This window comes from Microbacterium sp. (assembly GCF_047605725.1).
Classification (GTDB): Bacteria; Actinomycetota; Actinomycetes; order Actinomycetales; family Microbacteriaceae; genus Microbacterium.
This window is the reverse complement of record NZ_JASGFE010000036.1, coordinates 20744-27144: the sequence shown is the minus strand read 5'-3', so window position 1 is coordinate 27144 and position 6401 is coordinate 20744. Positions and strand designations below refer to the sequence as shown.

The window sequence follows — 6401 nt, the reverse complement described above, 5'->3', positions numbered from 1 at the left end:
TCGCCGAGCCCGAAGACGTCTACGGCACCAAAGAAGCCGGCATCCGCCTGGTCACCCTCACCGACACCGTCACCGGAGACACCGTCCACCGAAACGCGTTCGACAGGCTCCTCACCACCGACACGACCCACCAGGACGCGCTCGGACGACTGGTCGCCACCGACACGGCACACCGGGACACACTCGGACGACTCGTGACGACGGCACAGTCCGAAGACGGATCGTTGACGATCCCCGGGTCGGTGCTCGAACGCGCCCTCTGCGCCACCGGGACGATCGAAGTCACCCTCGACACGTGCGGCACCCCGCTGGACCTGGGCAGGGAAGCACGCCTCTACTCCGCCCGACAGAAACTCGTCATGGCGGTCCGGGACGGCGGGTGCCTGTGGCCCGGCTGCGACCGACCCCCCGCCTACTGCGAAGCCCACCATGCCGAACACTGGGCCGACGGCGGGAACACCGACTGCGCGACCGGGGTCCTGCTCTGCCGATACCACCACCTCCACCTGCACAACACCGGCTGGCGCATCCAACCGGTACCCCGCGGCGCCGGCGGCGGGTTCGTGCTGCATGCCCCACCCGGCATGCACCTCGACCCCATCCCCCTCCGCTCGAAATCCTCCCTCCGCTGGCTCTGGGACCCACCCCCACCCCACCGACCCCCATGGCGCACCGCCGCATAGACCCTGTTGCTGCACCGGGGGTCGGGTTTCGATTCCGGCCCCACCCCGGTCAGCATCAGCTGGGCTGCGGGGATGTGCCGTCGCGCCCGCTGCGGGTCAGAGGTAGGGCTGGGTGATCAGCTCGAGATAGTGGCCCGAGGGATCGAGAAGATACACACCGCGGCCGCCGTGCTCGTGGTTGATCCGTCCGGGCCGGGACCGCTGGGGGTCTGCCCAGTGCTCCACGCCGCGATCGGTGATCTTGGCGTACGCACGGTCGAAGTGGGCGTCATCGAGGAGGTACGCGTAGTGCTGCGGAGGGAACTCCATCGGCGGGGCGGCGAACTGCAGCAGCACGCCGTCTGCGATCTGAACGTTCACGAACGGGCCCCATGAGGGAGCCTCGTCGGCTTCGAGCAGGTCACGGTAGAACTCCGCCATCTCGGCGGCGTCGATCGAGGCGATGATCGTGTGGTTGAAGCGTGCGGTCATGATTCTCCTTGTGTGGTCGGGGTGAGTTCGAGTCACTCACACAGGGAGGAGCGCGGATCAGCGCACGACCAGATCGCCGATCCGGGAGCGGCCGACACGGGCCTGGCTGGTCATCATCCCCACAAGGCTACCCAGACCGCGGGTCGATCGGCCCTGCCGAGCTCCCGGCATCCCGCCGAGCCGGTGCGGACGGGCGCGAAGGCGGCCGAGACCCTACTTGCCGGGACGGTCCCGCAGGCGGTCGAACGGCTTGAGGGCGCTCTCGAAGGCGTGCTTGGCGGATGCCGCGGCCCGTCCGACGAGATCGGCGGCGTGCGCCGCGGAGTCGGGCAGCGACGGGGCCACCCCGGTGTCGACCTCGTCGGCGTCGTCGATCAGGAACGGCACGAGCCAGTCGTCGACGGCATCCAGCGGCTCGGGAGACAGACTGTAGAAGCGGTGCTGACCCTCCTCGCGCACAGAGACGAGCCCGGCCTCGCGGAGCACCTTGAGATGCTTCGACACGGTGGGCTGGCTGGCTCCGAGCTCGGCGACGATCTGCGAGACGCTCGTGCCGCGGTCTCCGAGCGCGTCGCGCGAGAGCAGGAACTGCAGGATGTCCCGACGGGTACCGTCGGCGATCACGTCGAAGATGTCCGCCATGACCATAGGTTAGCGCCGCCGCGACCCGGAGTACCATGACAACGTTCTTCGGCGAAATGCGATGTCCTGAGCGAGCGGCTGTCGCCTCGCGAGCCACGCGGCGAGTCGAGAAGCCGAGTCGAAAGGGGCCAGCATGACGGACAGCTCCGTCGGCGCGCTCCTGCGGCGCGCGCTGGTCGCACCGGCTCACGCGTTCTGGCGTCGCCTGCGCTCTATCACCACGTCGTCGCCGGCACGCTTCGCCGTGCTCATCTTCGTCACCCTGATCCTGGGGTTCACCGCCCTGTTCAGTCTCCCCGCCGCCGCAGCCGACGGAAAGGCCACCCCGCTCGTGGACGCCCTGTTCACCGCGGTCTCCACGATCTGCGTCACGGGCCTGTCGACGGTCGACATGGGCTCCCACTGGTCGCCGCTCGGCCACGTGCTCGTCTACATCGGCGTGAACGTGGGGGCCCTGGGGGTCCTCACCCTCGCCTCGATCCTGGGCCTGGTGATCTCCAAGCGCCTGGGACTTCGCGCCAAGCTCATCGCGGCGGGCGACTCCAACCCGCTGCGCGTGCACGGCGGCCCGGTCAACGAGGGCCAGACGGTGCGCCTCGGCGAGGTCGGCAGCCTCCTCGCGACCGTCGCCCTCTCCACGCTCGTCATCGAGGCGGCCCTGGCGATCCTCATCTACCCGTCGCTCCTGTTCGGCGGCATCGACCCGATCACCGCCCTGTGGGAAGCGCCCTACTACGCCGCGATGTCGTTCACGAACACGGGCTTCGCCCCCAACGCCGAGGGATTGGCACCGTTCGCACACGACTACGTCATGCTCACGGTGCTGATGGCGGGGGTGTTCCTCGGCTCGATCGGCTTCCCGGTGATCTTCACGCTGTGGCGCCACCAGTGGCACGTGCGCCAGTGGTCGCTGCACGCCAAACTCACGATCATCACGACGGTCACGCTGTTCTTCGCCGGCGCGGCCGCCTTCCTGATCCTGGAGTACGGGAACCCGAAGACCTTCGGCACGATGGATGCCTGGGACACGACCTTCCAGGCATTCTTCCTGTCCGCCATGACGAGGTCGGGCGGGTTCTCGATCATCGACGTCGGCGAGTTGAACGGGTCGTCCCTCATCGTCGGCTCGATGCTCATGTTCGTCGGCGGCGGATCGGCCTCGACGGCAGGCGGTATCAAGGTGACCACCCTCGCCGTCCTCGCCCTCGCGGTCTGGTCCGAGGCGAAGGGCCGCCCGTCGGTGGAGGCCTTCGGCCGCCGCATCCCGAGCGACGTGCAGCGGGTCGCGCTCTCGGTCGTCGCCTGGGGCGCGACCATCGTGGCCCTGTCGACGATCACGATCACCCACCTCACCCATCAGCCGGTGGAGGCCGTGCTCTTCGACGTCATCTCCGGCTTCGCGACCGTGGGTCTTTCCACCGGCGTCGCCGCCGACCTGCCGGATGCCGCCGCCTACGTCCTGGCGCTGACCATGTTCATGGGTCGCGTTGGTACAGTGACACTCGCGGCGGCCGTGGCCGCCACGACCCGTTCGCAGCTGTACGCGCTGCCCGTGGAAAGGCCCATCGTTGGTTGAGCAGGTCGCTTGACTCTCGACCGAGTGTGGGCCACATCGATGCCAGGTCGGACGGCAGCTCCGTCACGCCGCGTGCTGCGGCCGCGTTCGACCCAGTCCACGACGGTGATGCCGTGTATGCCACATCAGCGACCTCGATCTGGAATAGCCGCTCCCGGCCCGGGGCTGGGGGAAGCCTCCGAGGATTGGTGAACGCTTTGAGTAATGTTTGTGGCCGATGCTAACTTGCGCACATGCGCACCACGAGCGTCCTCCCCGCCGCCGTTACTCTCGCACTCGCCGTCTCGCTCGTCGCGTGCACATCCGCCGCTGTGACGCGCGAGAGCGAGCCGACGCCGTCTCCCACCGTCACCCCCACCTCGGAGCCGACGACCTCTCCCACCGTCCCCCCCAGCTCGGAGCCAGTGGCTCCTCCTGTCACCACGGAAGAGGTTGCGCCGTCAGCCGATGCCGACACCTGCAACGGGTACGCGCCTTACGCCGGCCGGGTTGCGCGCGACCGTGGGCCGATGGATATGGCGAACGGGACGATCGAAACCGACGACTCGGGCGCAATCGTGTCGTACAGCGTTGCTGACGGCGACACCTTCCTCGGCATCGCGCAGCGCTTGTGCTTCGACGGCCAAACGCTGGCCGAGCAGAACGGGTGGGAGTTCGACGGCTCGCTACGATCCGGCGCGGTTCTCATCATCAACCCCTGACGCTCCGATCCCTGACGAAAGGAGGGCCCATCGTGGCCAAAGACTCCACCTCCGGCGACGTTGACGTGCTCTGCGGCAATACCACCCAGTACCTCTACGGACGCAATCACGGAGGGGGCGGCGTGCCGTTCGCGCCCTGGTGGGGCTACTACCACAACGCTTGCGGGTGGGGGAACGGGGTTCAGATTCGCACCCGCCGCAAGCTGTATCGCATCGGCGTGCCGTACGTCGGCCCTGTGATCGGCCAGTGGCAGACGTGGAATTGGGCCGAGCGCAGCCTCCAGAAGCACGTGCACGCGCTCGACGGGAACATCAACCACCCGACGGGCGAGTTCTGCGTCGAGATGCGTGCACTCGGGACGCCTTGGGGGCGCGGCACCGGCCCGGCCGACAATCACCCGGCGGGATACCAGGGGTCGTCGATGCACCTCTCCCTGGACGTCTACTGGAACGCCGTCTAGCCACACCTGTCCCGCTTGCGGGGTGATCGATCGTGCGGGCTGCGCGCCGCCCGGGTAGGGTCGTTCGCACGGTCGGCGCCGACGATCTGGACCTCGCGGTGACCGCCGAGACGGCGGCGACGACCCGGCGCACGGGGTGATGTTGGCCGGTGGCGCGCGCTACCGTTGTTCCACACGTCCGTAGATAGGTGATTGCATTGGTTGAGCAGATCCGTGGCGACGCCGCCGTCCTGGTCATCGGTCTCGGGCGCTTCGGCGCGGCCTGCTCCGGCGAGCTCGACCGACTAGGCCGGGAGGTCCTCGCGATCGACGCCGACCTCGGCCTCGTGCAGAAGTGGTCGGAGCGGGTCACCCACGCCGTTCAGGCCGACGCCCGCAACATCGAGGCACTGCAGCAGATCGGCGCGCAGGACTTCCAGGTGGCGGTGGTCGCGACGGGGTCGAGCATCGAGGCATCCGTGCTCATCACGGCCAATCTCGTCGACCTGAAGGTGCCGCAGATCTGGGCCAAGGCGGTCTCGCAGTCGCACGGCAAGATCCTCGCGCGGGTCGGAGCGAACCACGTGATCTACCCCGAGCGCGAGGCCGGCGAGCGCGTCGCCCACCTCGTGAGCGGGCGGATGCTGGATTTCATCCGCTTCGACGACGACTTCGTGCTCGCCAAGATGTACCCGCCGAAGTTCCTCCGCGGTGTGGGCCTGACCGAGTCGGGCGTGCGTACGAAGTACAACGTCACCGTGGTGGGCGTCAAGAGCCCCGGCAAGCCCTTCCGTTACGCCGAGGCGAACACGATCGTCACCAACCACGACCTCATCATCGTGTCGGGCACCAACAGCGACATCGAGCGGTTCGCGGCGCTGGAGCGGTGACGCTCAGCCGCCGGCGGCGAGCTCGCGCGCACGGGCGAGGGCCGCGTCGGTCGCCTCGGCGAACAGCTCGTCGAGGCGAGCGGCCTGCAGCACCGCGACGGCACGCTCGGTCGTGCCCTTCGGGCTCGTGACGCGGCGACGCAGCTCGGCGGGGTCCTCACCGGATGCCTCGAGGAGGGCGGCCGCGCCGATGAAGGTCTGCTCGGCCATGAGCCGTGCCTGCGCCTCGTCGAATCCCTTGCCCCGGGCCGCCTTGGTGAGCTCCTCGACGAGCAGGAACACGTAGGCCGGACCCGACCCGGAGATCGTGGAGAGGGCGTCGATCTGCTCCTCCGGCACCTCGATCACCGCGCCGCACGTGGCGAACAGCGCGTGGACGGCCGCGAGATCGTCGGCCGTGACGCTCGACCCGGCCGCGAGCCCGGTGAGGGCCTTGCCCACGAGCGCGGGCGTGTTGGGCATGGCACGCACGACCGGGGTGCCGGGCGCGAGGATCGACTCGAACGTGGCGATCGTCACGCCCGCGGCGAGGCTCACCACGACCGCCCCCGGGGCCAGGTGCGGGGCGATCTCGCGCAGCAGGTCGGGCACCATCACCGGCTTCACCCCGACCAGCACGATGCCCGCCGCCGATACCGCCTCGATGTTGCCGTTCGGCGTCTCGGCCAGAGCGATGCTCGTGACCCCGCCGATGCCGTCGAGCGTGCGTGCGCTCTCGGCGCTGCGGTTGGTCGCGGTGATGCCGGCCGAAAGACCCGAGGCGGCCACGCCGTGGAGGATCGCACCTCCCATCGAGCCTGCTCCGAGGATCGCGATGCGGGGCAGCGAGGGTGCGACGGCCATGCCGTCATCCTACGCGGCCTGGGCGCGGGGCTGGAGGCGCGAGGCGCAGGGCCGGAGGCGCAGGGCCGGAGGTGCAGGCGCCGGGGCACCGGTGCGCGGTGCGGGGTGCGCGTAACTCAGGCAATTCGCGCGCTGACGCGTGCTGCGGCCGGCGA

General features: G+C 69.2%; 8 protein-coding genes. 5 read left to right on the top strand and 3 right to left on the bottom strand.

Annotated features, from left to right (window positions below):
• Positions 1-683 (top strand): HNH endonuclease signature motif containing protein (locus QM641_RS08865; protein WP_415115570.1); only part of this gene is annotated, 683 nt, incomplete at its 5' end.
• Between the two features lie 96 nt (positions 684-779).
• Here QM641_RS08865 and QM641_RS08860 read toward each other — a convergent pair.
• The gene (locus QM641_RS08860; protein ID WP_415115568.1) at positions 780-1154 is read right to left on the bottom strand and encodes a VOC family protein; all 375 of its coding nucleotides are present in this window, start codon (positions 1152-1154) and stop codon (positions 780-782) included.
• Positions 1155-1367: 213 nt separating this feature from the next.
• Positions 1368-1796: an ArsR/SmtB family transcription factor gene (locus QM641_RS08855; protein WP_415115566.1), complete on the bottom strand. Its 429-nt coding sequence runs from the start codon at positions 1794-1796 to the stop codon at positions 1368-1370.
• Positions 1797-1929: 133 nt separating this feature from the next.
• On the opposite strand from QM641_RS08855, the gene QM641_RS08850 reads away from it, so the two are divergent.
• The 4 genes from QM641_RS08850 to QM641_RS08835 all read left to right on the top strand — a co-directional run bounded on the left by QM641_RS08850 (position 1930) and on the right by QM641_RS08835 (position 5403).
• Complete coding sequence (locus QM641_RS08850; protein WP_415115564.1) at positions 1930-3372, top strand: TrkH family potassium uptake protein; 1443 nt, start codon at positions 1930-1932, stop codon at positions 3370-3372.
• A 233-nt stretch (positions 3373-3605) separates the two neighbouring features.
• Positions 3606-4073 (top strand): hypothetical protein, encoded by a 468-nt coding sequence (locus QM641_RS08845; protein ID WP_415115562.1) that lies wholly within the window; start codon positions 3606-3608, stop codon positions 4071-4073.
• Between the two features lie 32 nt (positions 4074-4105).
• Positions 4106-4534 (top strand): hypothetical protein, encoded by a 429-nt coding sequence (locus QM641_RS08840; protein ID WP_415115560.1) that lies wholly within the window; start codon positions 4106-4108, stop codon positions 4532-4534.
• Between the two features lie 197 nt (positions 4535-4731).
• Positions 4732-5403 carry a potassium channel family protein gene (locus tag QM641_RS08835; RefSeq protein WP_415115558.1) on the top strand — a complete coding sequence of 224 codons (672 nt, stop codon included), beginning with the start codon at positions 4732-4734 and terminating at the stop codon, positions 5401-5403.
• Between the two features lie 3 nt (positions 5404-5406).
• On the opposite strand, the gene proC is transcribed toward QM641_RS08835, so the two are convergent.
• The gene (proC, locus tag QM641_RS08830; protein ID WP_415115556.1) at positions 5407-6246 is read right to left on the bottom strand and encodes a pyrroline-5-carboxylate reductase; all 840 of its coding nucleotides are present in this window, start codon (positions 6244-6246) and stop codon (positions 5407-5409) included.
• Positions 6247-6401 lie beyond the last annotated feature (155 nt).